Origin of the sequence: Pseudoalteromonas atlantica, from assembly GCF_043641955.1 — a bacterium.
Taxonomy (GTDB): Bacteria; Pseudomonadota; Gammaproteobacteria; order Enterobacterales; family Alteromonadaceae; genus Pseudoalteromonas; species Pseudoalteromonas atlantica_A.
This window is the reverse complement of sequence record NZ_JBHZRV010000002.1, coordinates 223,924-238,466: the sequence shown is the minus strand read 5'-3', so window position 1 is coordinate 238,466 and position 14,543 is coordinate 223,924. Positions and strand designations below refer to the sequence as shown.

10 protein-coding genes are annotated in these 14,543 nt (G+C 35.4%); all 10 read right to left on the bottom strand.

The genetic code is table 11. From position 1 onward, the window contains the following. Window positions 1-23 precede the first annotated feature (23 nt). The 10 genes from ACHUE3_RS04665 to ACHUE3_RS04620 all read right to left on the bottom strand — a co-directional run bounded on the left by ACHUE3_RS04665 (window position 24) and on the right by ACHUE3_RS04620 (window position 14,536). Window positions 24-2,036, bottom strand: a complete 2,013-nt coding sequence (locus ACHUE3_RS04665; RefSeq protein ID WP_394190673.1) for a hypothetical protein — start codon at window positions 2,034-2,036, stop codon at window positions 24-26. 1 nt (window position 2,037) lies between these two features. Next, a complete protein-coding gene (locus tag ACHUE3_RS04660) occupies window positions 2,038-5,541 on the bottom strand; it encodes a DEAD/DEAH box helicase (protein WP_394190671.1) in 3,504 nt (1,167 codons plus the stop codon). Beyond that, a complete protein-coding gene (locus ACHUE3_RS04655; protein ID WP_394190669.1) occupies window positions 5,538-7,016 on the bottom strand; it encodes a protein kinase domain-containing protein in 1,479 nt (492 codons plus the stop codon). The genes ACHUE3_RS04660 and ACHUE3_RS04655 overlap by 4 nt, the downstream gene beginning before the upstream one ends. A 4-nt stretch (window positions 7,017-7,020) precedes the next feature. Further along, entirely contained in the window at window positions 7,021-7,761 is a 741-nt protein-coding gene (locus tag ACHUE3_RS04650; protein WP_394190667.1) for a PP2C family serine/threonine-protein phosphatase, read from the bottom strand. Then, window positions 7,733-8,257 carry a vWA domain-containing protein gene (locus ACHUE3_RS04645; RefSeq protein WP_394190665.1) on the bottom strand — a complete coding sequence of 175 codons (525 nt, stop codon included), beginning with the start codon at window positions 8,255-8,257 and terminating at the stop codon, window positions 7,733-7,735. Before ACHUE3_RS04645 ends, ACHUE3_RS04650 begins: the two co-directional genes overlap by 29 nt. After that, window positions 8,250-8,948: a hypothetical protein gene (locus tag ACHUE3_RS04640; protein ID WP_394190663.1), complete on the bottom strand. Its 699-nt coding sequence runs from the start codon at window positions 8,946-8,948 to the stop codon at window positions 8,250-8,252. The genes ACHUE3_RS04645 and ACHUE3_RS04640 overlap by 8 nt, the downstream gene beginning before the upstream one ends. Then, window positions 8,936-11,899, bottom strand: coding sequence for an ATP-binding protein (locus tag ACHUE3_RS04635; protein ID WP_394190661.1), 2,964 nt, complete (start codon window positions 11,897-11,899; stop codon window positions 8,936-8,938). The genes ACHUE3_RS04640 and ACHUE3_RS04635 overlap by 13 nt, the downstream gene beginning before the upstream one ends. A gap of 71 nt (window positions 11,900-11,970) precedes the next feature. Next, window positions 11,971-12,696 (bottom strand): vWA domain-containing protein, encoded by a 726-nt coding sequence (locus tag ACHUE3_RS04630; protein ID WP_394190659.1) that lies wholly within the window; start codon window positions 12,694-12,696, stop codon window positions 11,971-11,973. A gap of 491 nt (window positions 12,697-13,187) precedes the next feature. Next, window positions 13,188-13,718 (bottom strand): HEPN domain-containing protein, encoded by a 531-nt coding sequence (locus tag ACHUE3_RS04625; RefSeq protein ID WP_394190657.1) that lies wholly within the window; start codon window positions 13,716-13,718, stop codon window positions 13,188-13,190. Window positions 13,719-13,843: 125 nt separating this feature from the next. After that, window positions 13,844-14,536, bottom strand: a complete 693-nt coding sequence (locus ACHUE3_RS04620; protein WP_394190655.1) for an amino acid adenylation — start codon at window positions 14,534-14,536, stop codon at window positions 13,844-13,846. Window positions 14,537-14,543: the final 7 nt, after the last annotated feature.

Below are 14,543 nucleotides of genomic sequence, written 5' to 3'. Positions count from 1 at the left end.
GTTAACCTTTTGATTGGTTATGTTTACTCACCAAAACGTTCCATTAAATCATTGATCATTTTAAATACGGTAGTGACTAACTTCTCTAAATCTACTAACGATATATCAGCCTCTGTTAATCTTCTATTGTGCCCTCTGAGCTCAATCAATCGAGATGTAACTAACACTAAGTTATCCAGATTAGACAACATTGCTAAGTCATTAACATCAGCCCGATAGATAAATGCCATCGCATTCGCACCTAGAGTACTATCAACTCCTTGGCAAGCCCGTTCGAGGCGTTCTTTACTCGAATTAAGTCCATGCTTAATTTTGGTTGGTGTGATTTTTCTTGCAATCACATCAGAACGACTTTCCGCGAGTAACTCAGAGATATTGCGCACTGGTTCAAAATATTTCATTGCATGGTAAAAGCTCTTCTGTAGTGCCGATGCACAATCAGTCACTGTATCGCTCAAATTATTTTCCAATTGTTTTTTTAATGCACTACGAATCACTTCAACTACATCAGGAGGAAGAGAAGCCTTTTGATGCCAATTAAAATGTTTATCTATTTCACGACTCAGAGTTAGTTCTAAATTTGTTCGGTGATCAATACCATTTTTTACAGTTCGGCAAGAAATATCATTTCCAAATACTTTGCATACAGACTCTATCCACTGGTACCATTCTTTAATTTCTAATTTATCTTTAATTTCACTAACAATATCGCCATGGCTTGCCGCATCTCTCAGTTTTTTGAGCACATTGATTCTTTCAAAGAAATCAGGATTCTCTTTTGCTAACTTAATAAAAGGATGACTCACTGCTTGTTCTGCAGATATCACATTTAACGCAATCATTGCAGTCATGTTGGGATCGTTATAATCTAAGTAACTAAACGTACCTTTTTTAACATTAAAGAAGTAATTAGGAAGCTTGTTAGTATTAAACCCTATTTCGTTGACTTTATTCGCAATATTTCGACCATTAACTGATGCATTAGTTGAATGAATATGCGTTAATACATTCTTAGCAGGTATCAATGACGCAGATCTTGCTAGTAAATTTTCTAATTCGCTATACACAGTTTTAAAGAAATCAGCTTGGTTATCAACCGCTAAATTGCGCTTTGCTGATGACGTTATTGTATTGCTTATTAATCGTTGGTATGCGCTATTTAACTTCTCTAATGAGCTGTAGTCCATAGCAGCCTCAATACGATTAGAACGTAATGTTTTATTATCTGCCTTCTCTTTAAGTTTGTTATATAGCCAATTGTTATGCCATTCAAAGCTTCTACTTGCTGCAGGATTAATACTTCCATTAAAACCATTTGTAACAAATACATCTGCACTATTATCAGGAATAAAAACCCGCTGGTGTAAATATACAAGTTGAGGAGATTTATCTACTTCAATACTAGTTTCTGGAATGTTTAAATATTCATTAGGTTCGCTATTTGTTAAGCGCTCTTTTTTTAATGTATTACGGTAATTACGAATAATATTTAAAGCATCGGTGGGAATTAACTTTGGGGCAGTTTGCTTGTCAAAACTTATGCACGTAGCTCCTATTTCCTCTGACTCACCACTAGTGCCAATCTTAAATTTATACTTGTTTTTATCTTTTTTTGCATAAAAAATGGGCATACCTTCTTTAACTACCCTCGGTAAATACATCTTATTCTTTATGTCATAGTAAACTGTCGCTGCAATATATTTAATATCATTATCTAAGATATTTTGCTGAGTACTTTCTATTGTTTGTAGTCGACTATTAATGAATCCTATTTGCTGTAGGCGACTAATAATAAATTCGACTAACTCGCCTTTTAATCCGATAAGCATTGCAATCTTTTCGGCATCATTTTCTTTATTTGCGATAAGTTCATAAACTACATTTTCTAAAGGGTTAAGCTTGTTATTTGAAACCACCGGTAAGGTAATGTTGTACGCCCATAATGGATAAAGAAGGTCATAATCGGCTATCGGATTATGTCTCGTGATCGATTCATCACCACTAATAACATCAATATAATCAGGAGAATTACTCACGTTAAACCACCTCTACTTTTTCATTTTTGTCGTTAATAACTAATCCGTGCTTCTGACAAAGCTTTAAATAACTTTCCACTTCAGGAATCGCATTGTGAGCCCTATCTGACGAGACAAAATTTACGTCCCCAAAAGTAATTAACGTTCTTTTTTGTCTTGTCATGCTCACACACAAACGGTTAACCGACATTAAATGTCCAAAAATAGAGTGCTGTTTTACATTTTTTTTATTTAGTATTTGCTCGTTACAACTACGCACAATAGATAGCAGTACAATATCAAATTCCATACCTTGAAAAGAATCAACAGTACCTATGCGTAACCGTTCTTCAATGGGCTTACCAGTTGTATCCCTGAGCATTTTATATTGCTCACAAATTTGATATTCATCGCCGTTTTTTTCAGTTATTCCATATTTGACTAATTCCTTAAATACTTCTCTAACTTGTGCTTTATAAAAGCTTATTACGCCGAATGATAGCGTCTTGCCTTCCTCACTATTTATCCATTGACTCAGTTTTTTAGCTATTTTTTTCGCTTCAGCTGTTCGGTAGGTACTCTTATTACCATCCTTTTCTTCTTTTCCTGAAATATTAGGAACATCAACCCAAACTGCAGCTTGGTTTTCAATACCCTTTAACTGATGACAAAATAAGCTAGCAGGTAAATCAGAGCGATATGCTTCACTATGAGGTTGATAAAAAGTATCACTTGCAAATTTACCAAGTAAGGGATGACTGCGAAATTGTGCATCAAGCGTAATAGTCCGCGTTATACCGTCCTGTTTTTCTAGTTTTTTTAATCTATTAAATAAATATTGAAACATACTGTGTTTAATATGCTCCTCATATATTTTGCTATTACCATCTTCATCTTTCAGAGCTTCAACAATTCGATCTTCTACCATATGTGGTAATTGACGATGATCTCCTACTAAGATAATCCGATTTTCCGCTTGTACCATTGGAATCATAAGGTCCCTTGGCGCAGCTCGCGCAGCTTCATCTATAATTACGGAATCAAAAATAATGGATCCTTTACCGCCAGCTTTAGCCTTCCTTAATGATTTCCCCTCTGACTGACCTGTCGTTGCTCCATAAACAAGATTGTATTCACTTATAGCTTTCTTAATTCCTAAAGGGTTATTCTCTAACTCGAACAAGTAATTTGATAAAATTTTATTTTGAGGATCTTTAATACTAGTACTTGACTCAAGCTGTGCTAAACAATCTTGAATGAGTTCAACAACATCCCGGCGAACTTTAGACGTATTCAGACGAATTTCTTCTCTAAATCTTGCTAATAAATTCTTTTTTAACTGTTTCAATTCGTCTAAGAAGTCTAGATTATTACCCTTTTCCCAGATCATAGCCTTTTTTAATAATGACGAGTCTGACTCTGAAAGTTCATCAGAAAACTTATCTAAAAGAACTGAAGCTCGAGCGGGGCCATCATCTAAAAAAGCATTGAGAGTTATGCGAAGTGCGCGAACACATCTTAACTCGCTTTGATTTTTAGGACGTGATTGTTCAACGAGCTCATCTGATAAAGCTTTACATCGCTCTGAAAGTGACTGTGGTTCAAAATCTGTAACCACATCTAATCCCAGCTTTAATAATCTCAATGCTTTATGCGTATCAGGCGCAGATAAATAATTCTGATATAAGCGATGCAATGAATCGTAACTAGTACTAAGGGTTAATTCTGGATTAACATTCCGTACATCTTGAGCAACATTATGACGCCAAAAATCAATTTTACTATCGCTACTAGATGCATTTAACTCTTCACCATTTTTTTGACCAAACTTGACTGACGGCAAACTATTAACACTTAACCTTGATAAGACGTTATCAACAGCATCGTGCTGATAACCAGATATTAAAATATCACCTTGCACCCCTTCTTTTTTATCAGAAATTTCATTTAAACGTTCAATAATAGCTGAGATTACTGTCGTTTTCCCTGTTCCAGGAGGTCCCTGAATAATGCAAATATCTGGAGTATTTAAAGCAAGTTTAATAGCTTTTTCTTGCATCTCTGTCGGTCGATTTTTAGGGAATATTTTACTCTCAACATGGCTAGTAAGTGGTTTTATTGTGTTTGCTTTTTTACGCTGAGGAACCACACCGTCTTCTTCAATAATGAGCCCTAACAATGGCATTGCGCTAGTGCCCTGACTAATGCGCTCCCTCGCTGCCATGCGTCTTTCAACTTGTATCTGGTCACCCATTATTGAGTAAATTAATTTTGCATTATCAGGTAAGGTGTCGACATCTAACACCAAGCTATGCTGATTCACCTTTTTAATACTAATGATAAGGCTATCATTATCTTTTTTCTGGGTAATCTTGTTACTATTTCTTCCATCGATTTGAGCATTTTCCTCTAGAGTTTGCTCTTGAGGATCAAATTTCCCCCATTCGATTCCTGAATTTAGACCATGTTTTTGTTTATATTTCTCAAATTGAGTTTTGCTATATTGATCCCATGTCATTTCTTTATCTACTAAATACTCAGGATCTTCTGAGACTAACTCTAAGGATTCACCTGATTGCAATTGTTTGCGATAATCTTGATTTACAAATACTTCAATACTGCTGCCATCTTTATATAGTTCAAAATTTGTATACGACACGTAATCAATCCATCTCGCTTTTTCAAGTAAGATGTTACCCTCTTCATTACCGTATTTATCCCAAGTACTTAAATACCCTTGTTCTTGATTAGATAAAGTTTGCATTTGTTGTTTAGCATAAGCCCCTAAAACAGCAGGGTTATCAATATCTGAAAAGCTTAAGTTAATTTTAATTAATCGAATGGCTTTATTAACTTCTTTCCTGCTTTTTTCAACTAACCTTTTACAACCTAAATAAGTATCTTCACCTATATTGTATTCACCAACCGCAAGTTGAATACCTTCACCAATAAGAACCATATTGTTAGTTAAAGCAAGCTCTTTAAATGAATCCTGCTCCACAGCATCATCACCATTTAAAGCTTTCTTCTCTAAATGTTCGATTTGTCTTATTTCATCGAAAGCAACCTGGCTCAGATAGGATAATGCATAGTAGTCATTACTATTACTATCAAACCTAAACATAAATTTAGACTTTAATGTCTGTGAAATTTCCTTAAAATTATTTCCTACTTTTAGTTTTTTAGCTTGTTCTAAGGTATTAGCATCTAAAGCTAAATCAATATTAGAAAGATTAATAGTGCCACCATGAATATAAACAATTCGCACTAAGTATGTACCGTTAGGTGCTATATTTGTCACACTAGCAAGGGCGCTATACCCCTTAGCAAATTGCATCACTATATCATTTTCTTCTCTGGTTTGAGTGCACTTGAACATCATGCACTGGCCATTCGAAATAAGTTGTAACTTTCCATGATCATAAGATAATGCACACAATTGCTCTCGTTTTAATACATTAGAATCATTTAATAGGCGTATCCATACTTGACACTCAATCTCTGTTCTTATTTCTGAAATATTCATTTAACATCCTTAAGCATGATCGTTACAAGTTGCGGATAAACACAGTCAATCTGTAATAAAATTCCCTTTTTAAGCTCTTCCTCAGTTAACTCTAATTTTGAAACAAATTTTGAAAAATGTTCTCCAGGAGCGTTTAACGCAACATTTATTTGTTGGCTATAACTGAAGGATAATGATAATACCCAGTGATCACTTTCTTTGTATATCCTAGCGAATTCATCATCAAAATCATCCAAACAGAAAGGTGTAAATAACCGTTTAGGCAAACAAATTTCGTCTTCCTGACGAGGTATAGCTGCACGCCATAGTTCAGAGCCAGTGAATTGATTAATAGCATGTCGCTGTATCAAAAAATAACGAGGAGTTTTAGCTGAGCAATAGGGGCATTTATTTTCCGCTAAAGCATACTTTTCTAGATAGCTCATATTGCATGATTCACATTCAATACTTAGATCTACGGCTTGAGCTAGCGCCTTTGGCCAATGAAACATTAGTGGACGTTTCCAAGAGTGTTTCTGTGATTTATTAAATGTATGGTTAAAAAGTACTTGAAGCTTTTCTGTTAAAATTAATGTTCGAGGCAACCCAGATTGATTGCGGTTAGAGTCATCATCAGGAGCGTCTATAAAAGGCAGTAATCCAGCACTAGCTTGCTCATCGAGTGACATATTTGATGTTGATTCTTCTTCATCTGCCCAGTCTACCCCATTATCTCCTTGCAATTTTTCTCCATCAAAAGGATGTAGTAGTGATAACAATTTAAATGCTAAAACGGCAAAAGAATATGCATCAGTGCGTGTACTTGATCCAACTAATCCCAATACCAGCTCTGGAGCACCATATCCCGGTGTATAAACTGCTTTTTTCGAGTTTTTATTTTCAAAACGTAAATTATCAGCATCAATAAACCAAACATGGTTAAATGCTTTATTTTCACTGAAGAAAACATTTTCATTTGAAATATCACCATAGACAAGCCCCTGACCATGGAGCTTTGCAAGTTGTGTAGCACACTGCATCAATACTTGAAAACGCCTTTTACTACTGCCTGTTTGAGCATAATTAGCTAATGCATGTGCGTCCTGAAAACGCTTTTCCTTCACAAAACCATCAAGCCATTGCGGATATTTTCGTTTTTCAAGATCTTTAGAAGGAATGGCAAAAAAATCTTCTATAGGTTTCATGTCACGTAGCAGTTGCATAACATAACCAGCATGATCTTTTAGTTTATAGATTGGCCTTGCTAAGTTGATATCTTGGTTTACAGGTAATGTTAGTAAGTTATTTAATTGTTCTTGATAGCGATGGATATAGTGCTTATCTGTATAAGGTTCGCCGTCATTAGTTAATACTAGTTTGATTGCAATATCAGGATCACTAGTTGTATAAACAATGCCTTGCCCACCTCTTCCTAACTCTGCCCCTATTTCGTGCTGTTGATGGTATTGATCCGTTACCTTACTGCCTTGATTCATTGCATTAATCCTTCACTGTGTAAATACATGCGATAGTTTTATCATCCTGATGATTAGGGACTGGCCATGATTTAAGCCACCATTGGATTTCTTCTTTTGCTTGCTCTTTATCTAATGTCGAATAACGCTCAACAACACCTTTTACAAATGAAGTTTTTTGTTCTTGTAATAAATCATCACTAATACCATCAGTCATTAATAAAAAAGAGGTAAACTCTTCAGCACTTCTTACCTTCCAATTCCATTGGTTTTCATGATATTTTTCTTGTAGAGCAAACGTTTGATTACTAAAAGATACTTCATTAAAATTATCTATTAAAAAACCGACTTCATCTTGCGGATTAATGAACGATAAAAGCCCATCTCCCAGTTGCGCCATAAAAATAAGACCATGGCAGTGAATCACCCACAAACTTGTGCAGCTACATTGGTTAGGGTTTCTATTTTTTAGTGCATCAATCCAATATTCATGAAATGTACTCAACAACATATCAGGTTGATAATTTATATTTTCATGCCAAAGATGCGCAAGTCTAATAACCGCTTGGCATACGGCTTTGCTACCAAATTCTGAGAGTGGTTTACTACCAACGCCATCTGAAACGACAATAACTTGTCCCCAGTCAAAATGTTTGACACACCATGCATCTTGATTATTAACTTTATTTTTAACATGACTTGGTCCAATTTCGCTATGACCAAAGTAGCCTAAGTATTTACCATTCATCATCGTCACTGAATGCATCTTCAGTTGCCGCTTCTTCAACCACTTTAGGCAGTACGGCCACATTAGAAATAGGCATAAAAAATTGATCTAACGCAGCATCTAAATTATCCACGAGAAACAGACTAGATTGAAAACGTTTCAGCTGATCAATATCAGCATCGCAACCTAAGGCGACAATAATTAGATTTGATTTCTTACATAAATTTAACAGTAACTCTTCGCTGAAGTTTGTATAACCGTCCGTTATCCATAAAATAAAATTATTACTATTTGACTTAAGCCAGTCAGATATAACTTTTCCAGAGGCTTGGCCTGCTGGCTCTGATATAACAATGTCGTTGTTTTTTTCGAACTGAATATGCTCAATATCATTACTTGCCTGATAATACTCAACAGACTCTTTAATATTGTTTAATTCAATATATTGACGACAAAATCGCAATGTATTAATGAGTAACTGCTCTTTTCCTAATTCAGACATGCTGCCACTATTGTCAAACAATATCTTATGCATTGGTAATGCCTTTTTTATATTCACTATTTCTTTGTATAATAAGCTCTTCCGGCGTATTCACCACATTATCTGAGTCAACGTTTTTTAAGGCATCAGCCAAAATACTATAAACAGACTTGTTATCCCCCAACGATAGGTTTCGCTCAGTAAAAGATCTTAAATCAGCCGGTATCCCTATCACTTTATAACCATCTAATATTTTATATACCTGATCTGAAGACAAAGCAGACAAAGCAACTTCTCCCCAAAAAGTTGCCGGTATATCCATCGTATAATTTTCCGAAACTCCCTTAGCAAGTAAACTAGCTCCAATTATTTTATGTATATTTTTCTTTTCATCGGAAAGTGAATTGATCTCTTCACGACTAATTTCAATGCTGTTTCGCAGGTGGTCAATATATTCCTTAGCACTAGAAAAAGCTTCCGAATTCAGATCACTTTTATCTACTCGAGCCCCAAGGTCAACCATGTCATTTTCGATATTAGCTTGCACAGGCATTATATTAAAAGCTTTAGCTAATCCTCCAATTATATTGAAGGCGGTAGTAATTACTCCGCCTTTCATATTTAACATTGGACCTAAAACACCACCAATTGCACCACATGCGGCACCAAGCGCTCCTCCTATTGCGCTACAACCGGCACTAATTGCCCCACCAATAGCACTACAAACGGCTCCTATACCAAACATATTATCTTCCTTCTATTCGACTGATCTAAATTATACTGCTGGAGTGAAAAAGGTTTTTGCTCTTTTTGAGCTTCCAACATCGCATGTACGGCTTCTTGCCAATCTGATAATTCATCATTATTCTGTTCAAAATAAACATTGGCGGCAATGAAGTGTGATATCCAACTTAAATTAATACTTTGATCTATTAATACGTTAATTTTATTAGCTAAATCCATTTTTTTTTCACTATTATCAAAACCGTAACTAATAACGTTTTCGTAAGCAGGTAATAAATTACTTTCCAAAAGTGCTTGCCATGTTGTAAAAGAATATTCAACATCCTCTATACGCTTCAATAACTCGTATGAAAATTTAGCATGTTCAGATTTGATTTTAGATATTACAAGCTTGCGATCTGGTAGTGCATTGGTTGAACCAGGGTTTACTTTCACCTGAACAGATTGTCGCCAGCCTTGGCTGAAAATAACGGCATGGCCAACATCTAGTTGCGATAAGTAATTTTGTTGCTGTTCATTCAATGCCATCCCGTTACCAACAGCATCTTTATCATCTTTTGCAATCAGCTTATGAATAATTTTTGTATTCGTACTTTTTATGACTTCTGGCATAAGTTTATTAGGGATCTGATCAACAATAATTAAACCTTCGCCATATTTACGGATCTCAGCTAACATGTCAGCGAATATTTCGACACCTAATTTTTCATTACTACTAGCGGCAATGCTTGGGTTAGCTAATAGCCGATGCGCTTCTTCAATTAAAGTCAGATGCCTGAAACTTGAGTCTTTTTCATGCCTATTTTTAACAGCCTGCATTAAATTAGTAATAACAAATCCCATCAGTAAGGATTTTTCTTGATTATTACGAATTTCTTCCAGTTCAATAACGACTCTCTTATCAAGTAAGGCATCAAAATCAATAGTCTGAGTACAATTGAGCATTTGCCCTTTCGCACCAACCATCAATCCTTGAAGCCTTGACTTAATCGAGGCTATATAATCTTTCTTTAAACGCTCATCAAAATTTTGACGTTCAACTTCGTTGTCAATTTCTGCAGATAGATTACTCAGTGTTGGGTAAATAGCTATTTCTTGAACGCCCATATATTTGGAGTAACATAAATTCCAATCAAGATTTTCGTAACATTTGTATAATGCAGCTTCAAATATTTGCGGTATGGCAGCTTCCATATCAAACGAAGCCATAAATGCAGCCTTAATCGTATCAACGCGGTTATTAATTGTTTCATTAGGTAAGAGTGCGAGAGGATTTAACCTCATAGGCGCTAAATCTTCTCTTCCTATAGTAAATACAATCAAATCATCATATTCGGTGATCAACTCTCGATATTCAGTTTTAGCGGGTTCAATAACCAAAAAAGGTAACTTACTTTCTGCTAATAAATATTTACAGGTCGTGGTTTTTCCGTTACCTGTAGCCCCCGCAATAAACACATGTTTATTCAATTCATTTTTATTAATGGCAACGGGGTGCCCTTCACAAACGTGAGAGTTTTTCACCAAGCTACCAAGCGTAAGACGATCACTTTTTTCAGTAATGTATGGAGGATTTAAACCAAATGTTACCTTAGGCTCTAGGGCAATACCTGCAACTTCATCCTGCGGAATACCCGCCACTAGACTAAGCTCTTTTGTTGAATAAACAGCACCTAGCATCAAACTTTTTTTATTAAAAATACAACGAGATTTAAGCCAATGATTCATTTTATATTGCGGGTTACTAACTTGTTTTTTTTCAACGTCCGCAATCGGAATTTGAAATTGCTGCGCAGCATGAACAGCTTGTTGACTATTGGAGATTGTGACTAATTGTAGTGGATAGCAATTATTACTATTACCTGAAAAAATAGATTTACAACTATTTCCAAGCGCTAATAACGTGGGGTTACTTTTAGTAAACAAGCTAATACTACTAACAAACAGGCCACGACTTCGCCCATAGTCAACTCTAGGTAATAAAACATCTTCAATATAGCTTGCCCATTTTTTAGCTTGAGGGTTGATAACCTCTAAACTTAGGGTTTCACTCGCCCCCAGTGTTTGGCTACAACTTTCTGAGCTACCTTGAGTATCACTATGGTTGCTGCCTTCTGTGTTAGTTTCTCCTTTGCTTTTGGTGTGGCTATCGCCCCCCGTTTCGCTAACATCTTCAGAATTCTTAGTTGTTTTCCCATGATTCTCTGTATCACTGCTTCCGGTATTTTTCGCAAGGCTATTATTTAGGCCATCAGAATGACTTTTATTAGTCGAAGCTGAGGCATTTGCACTGCTATTTTTAGCTAGTTGCAATGAATTTTTGGCTAATAAACTAAGTTGTTTAAAGGCATCGTGTAAGCCGTTTTCTATTTCGTCTATTTCACTGGGTTGAAGAGGAGAGTATGTAATGCTTAGTGCAAATGGTTTACCCATCATTATATTAATAATGGTATCTACACTTTGATATTTTAAAGCTTCTCCTGCTTCTTGATCCCCTACTGCCCCCTGTAAAAGACCAACATGGGAATAATTTTTAAGGGAGTCTACAATTTTATTTTGATCATCAAGTTCTACTAATTCACTGCCAAAAAAGTTCCCTTCAAAGCTTGGCTTCAAAATCATTTCCGCAGCAAGCTTCGCTGTCATAGGTGCAGAAATACGTGAAAAATTCCGTACGAGGCCAAAATATAAACTGACCCCGTATTCATCACCTTCCAATATATAAACACCATTAAGCCCTAGCCCAGATATAACACTAAATATATTTTCCAGTGATTGACGACTACTTTGTTCTTCAGCTACAGAAACACGAGTCAATTTATAGAAATGATATTCACCACTCTCAAGAGAGATTGTTGGTAAAATATTTTTAAATATATCTGGAGAAATTGGTTTTGATAATGCAGTCAATACCTTATTTAAATTCATCTCATTTGCTACGGTAGTTGTCATAATCGTCCAAAATATAAAGAGAAATTTCCATTGAATACAAAAATGTATTCAATGGTTAAAAATAATAAATTCTAGATAAAATCAGACTCACTATCTTCCACAGACATTGACTCTTCAACAGAATCAACAAGCGCTTTTGCTGCAGGAGAGATGTCTTTAATTTCTTGCTGAGTAGGCAATGAATTTGGGTTTTGTGATGCAGTACGTGTGGTTATTGACATAGTGACAAATTGGAAGAATTTTTTTATTTCTGTACTTTCTTTTGCTGTAAACACCCCGTTTTCAGTGCCTTCTACAAAACGATTCAAAACGTTATTATCAGCATCAGTTCCTATCGCCATTGCCATACGGTCACATTTCCTAGAACGTCCTTCATTCACGAGCGCCTGCAAGGGCCGTTGCCATTCATCATTTGGAGCACCATCAGAAACTAAAACAATAGTAGGACGATATGCACGTGATGGCGTAGTTTCTTTATCTTCAATCATAGACTTTGCCATCTTAAATGCAGACCCCATAGGAGTAGCTCCACTCACCTGGAGATCCTTCCATTCTATATTTGACGCAGATGTATAAGGTAATTCTAATTTAACTTCAGCACCAAAAGTGATAATAGAAACTAACAATTCTATTTCACTTTTTTCTGCCTTAGCAAAATCTACAACCATTTCTTTTACTGCTGAGTTTAAGTTCTCAATTGAAGAACCACTCATGCTAGTACTAACATCTAGTAAAAGAATGACAGGTAATGGTTTAGCTTTAGGTGCTGTAAATGCACTAGGATCGAACGCTTTCATATAAATTCCTTTAATTTAACTTCTAAAAATACAATCTTGTTCTTCTAATAAATATTGGCTAACTAGGCTTTATTACATAAAGTTCTATCTGCATTTTTTACATTGACTTTGATTAGTCACTCCACTTTTTTGATTTCGGTAACCAAAAATTGTTTCTAATTCAGAAGCAGTTGTGGCTGCAACACCACATTTCGGGCATTTATGAGGTAACGATATTTTTCCTGACATATTTGTATCCATAAAATAATGAGTAAAAGTTTCGTTTACTTTTAAGGTACTTGATTATTTTCTTCAATTAATATTGGTCTTACAACTCAAGACTTAAAAATCAAACTAAAGCTTAATGAAAAATGTGCATATTTTTAGGGAGAGGAATCTCCATATCAATTAACGAATATTACTATTTGTATGTCCTTTTAGTGTCTGCATACCTACTGAAATTTGATCAATTAATTTTTTTATTCTTGTTTGTAAACTCATTACTTGTTCCTTTAAATTACTGCTAATGCTTTGTCTGTTGCTTGTGCAAGTGCTTTAAAAAAGCGCAAACACTTTTCAAGCTCATCTTTTTTAATTATTTGTGGTTGAGTAGTATCAAGCTGTGCGCGATGTACGGCCTCGCCCCGTTTAGAAATCCATTTATTCAGCTGCTCCCTGGCATCTTTTGGTAACACGTTTGGCCATATCCACTGCTCGGTAATATCTACACCAAAAAACTCTTCAAAAAGCTTTTTGGTTTTATTTGAATTTGGATTATGAAAAAACTTTAATCGTTCATGTAATTGTTTTTCTGCAAAGCGACCAAATTGAGAACCTTTAATTAAGCTAAATTTGGCATCAAAAATTTCAGTTACTACATCTTCAACATAGGTTTCCCATGCTGTTAACGTCATTATTAAGCTCGCTTTTTTTAAAACATCATATGAGCATAATTCTGGATGGTTATTTAACGTTTCATAGCATGCTAATAGTTGCTCAGCTTCGGATAGGGCTCTATTAAAATTTTGTAATGAGAGGGTCATTTTCTTCCTTAAATATTTAACTAACAATGAGGTGTTTGTTAGTACTGCTTTATTTTTTGTAATGCTATACAAAAATTTATGAAAATATAATTTCACAAGCTTGTGAAAATTTAATCTAGCTGGCTTTAATCTTTTTTATAATCACTAAAATTAATGATATTACTGGTATCAACTATTTCGTTTGATGATCCATCATCCAGATGACGTGCAGTGGCAAGCAATTGGCAATAAGTTAATAAACGCTCTATGGGTATAAACTTCTCTTTTCGTCGCGTTGCTTTATTCGTAATACGCTTTGGCTGAGTGTTTAAATATACTGCTAACTCAATAGCAAGGGCCCTTGGTAGATTATGGAGTCGCTCTTCCTGTAGTGTTTGTGTAACCCAAATTGCGGCATCGTTAATATGGCCGCTGATGCTTAAATCAGTGTTCTTAACCCATTGTGGGCTAAAGTCAATTTGTGAAAGGTCACTTAGCAGTGTAGCAATATCGCTGCGAGGGATAAGTCGATATACCTCAAGCGTTTCAGCCATCATTAACTGCCATTCATATTGTAAGTGCTCAGTTAATTCTTGTTGTGATAACTTTAAATTTACGGGTATAAAGAACGTAAAGCGACTATTCGCTTCGCAAACAATGATTGTTTTCTCACGGGACTTATAGCTGTTATCAATAATCTGCAATTGCCAGTTAAAACAATTACTATCGCTAATGAGGGTATTTACCCCCGCTTGTTTACCGTGTTCATGTGGTAAGCGAGGTAAATCAGCTTTTAGGTATTTGTTGAGTGCGTTTGAGGCGCTGAATTGGAGTTTCATTCTGAGC